Annotated in this window: 3 protein-coding genes and 1 pseudogene; all 4 read left to right on the forward strand. The window is 38.6% G+C overall.

Features of this window, described 5'->3' with window-relative positions:
* Positions 1-257, forward strand: a 257-nt coding sequence (locus tag BO222_RS14210) for a hypothetical protein (RefSeq protein ID WP_233131264.1), incomplete at its 5' end; no start/stop codon positions are given.
* Between the two features lie 238 nt (positions 258-495).
* The gene (locus tag BO222_RS12940) at positions 496-792 is read left to right on the forward strand and encodes a hypothetical protein (RefSeq protein WP_075821123.1); all 297 of its coding nucleotides are present in this window, start codon (positions 496-498) and stop codon (positions 790-792) included.
* A gap of 9 nt (positions 793-801) precedes the next feature.
* Entirely contained in the window at positions 802-1,095 is a 294-nt protein-coding gene (locus BO222_RS13545; RefSeq protein ID WP_075821124.1) for a hypothetical protein, read from the forward strand.
* A gap of 4 nt (positions 1,096-1,099) precedes the next feature.
* Positions 1,100-1,789, forward strand: a pseudogene (locus BO222_RS12955) (alpha/beta hydrolase).
* Positions 1,790-2,125: the final 336 nt, after the last annotated feature.

Consider the following 2,125-nt stretch of genomic DNA (forward strand, 5'->3'; position numbering starts at 1 on the left):
AGTGTCTGAAAGGTCATCTTCTGATTACTTTTATCGCTTCAATGATTGTCAAAAGAATCCAGTTGGAACTATTGAATCATGAGAATAAAAGAACCAAGAAATTGAATCCAATCAGTCTGTTTCAAAACCTGGGATATCAACGTTGTTCAGTATTCGAAGACAAAATTATTATTCATGAGGCTGATTCGAAAGCAAATCAGGGATATAAGTTATTCAAGATTAAAGTCCCTGATGAACTCAATTTAGGGTCTAGGTAGAAAATTTTTGGGAACTACAGTTTATTGAATTTTTTTTAAATTCCGATTTCACAAAACGAAATATATACTCAATTTCCAAATAATAAAGCGCTTATGTTCAGGATATACTGAATTCAGAACCATTGATCAGAAAATTAATCAACTTTAATGCCTTCCCATTAGGCAGGATGGGAGGCATGACCTGCCAATTTCTGAGTCGCTTAACGGTTTAATAAAAGGAAAAATTGAGGAAAATTCTATGAAATGTTCAAAACTGCCTGCCGGTACTATGCTTTGTTCAGCCCTGGCTCTAACCTTGTTTCAGGGTGCTCCTGTTTTAGCTGCTGATGAAAAAGGAAAAGACTCTGCTGTGGTCAGCGAAAATAAAGATTTTAAGAAGAACGATGCAGATTATCAGGTTACCTTTACTCATAAACCAACTTCTAAAGACGTTAAAGAAGTTGCTTTAGTCGGAAACTTCAATTTCTATAATCAAAAAGATGGCAAAAAATTCATTAGTGGAGAAGAAGTAGAAACTATCCTGCCTGATGAGTAGAAAGATGGCATGTTCCAGACCGGTTACTCAGTCAAAGATGCTGGCTATCTGCCTATTCCTATGGAAAAACAGGATGATGGTACATTCAAAGTCACGCTTCCTTTACCGGGTACTCAATATTTCTACGGTTTTGTAGAAGATGGCGATATGGACAATATCCTGAAAGATCAGTCTAACCTGCCTGAGAAAAATGGTGATTCTGACTGCGGATGGTCAACGATTTATGTAGGTGATAAAGATAATTGTCTTGAAGGCCAGGAATACATTTATCCACGTACCGATAAAAAAAGTGGGAACGGTTGAATATGTGAATTACAAGGCTGCTGATGGCAGCGAAAAGCCATTAGGTATTTACCTGCCAGAAGGCTATGACAAAAACGAAACCTATAAGACACTTTACCTGTCTCATGGCGGCGGAAACGAAGTTGAATGGATGACCATCGGTTCTGCCAAAAATATCTTCGATAACCTGATTGCTGAAGGTAAGCTTGATAAAACAATCATCGTAACCATGGATAACTAGGAACTCGAATGGGATATGGATAAGATTGATAAAAACCTTACTGAAGCTATCATTCCTTATGTAGAAGAAAATTGCAGCGTATCCAAGGACAAGGCTGACAAGGCGTTTGCCGGTCTTTCCATGGGTGGATACACCACTGTCAGCGAAGCCTTAAAATCCCCTGATCAGTTTGGCTACTATGGTATCTTCACGCCAAACTTTGGTTGTCTTGATATCATGGACGCAGCTACTGAAAAAGAACTCGCTAAGCTGAAAGATGCGGATGGTTTTTATGAAGTCAGTGGTATCGCCGATGACGGACTTGGAAAACAGGATCGTTACAAAACAATATTTGGTATTCGCAGATATCTGACTGATCATGGTGCAAACCTCGCCTTTGATATTAAAGACGGTGCACATGACTGGGGACTGTGGAGAGATGCATTGACCACATTCGCTAAAGATCACTTATGGAAAATGGAAAAAACCAGCTGAAACCAATGACAAAGCTGAAGAGAAAAAATAGTTTTTCATAATTTCCTATACCTCCCGTTTCAGACTCAAAATAACTTTTTAAGGGGCTGTTAAATTTCTGACAGTCCAAAAATAAAAAGAGGCACCTGATCCGTAATGGATGAGGTGCCTTTTTTGGTAAAATATGTTCATGATCAATAAACAAAATTACCAAACACACTATAACTCGATTCAGGGCCGTTTGCCACTGCTCCATTCTCTCTTCCCTCATATTGAGATGGATTCTGTCTTCACTACTGTCAGTTCCTTTGTCGATGATTATCTCGACCTTGCCCTTTATCCTTCTTATAAAAGGAG

This window comes from Ileibacterium valens, from assembly GCF_001945525.1.
Taxonomy (GTDB): domain Bacteria; phylum Bacillota_I; class Bacilli_A; order Erysipelotrichales; family Erysipelotrichaceae; genus Ileibacterium; species Ileibacterium valens.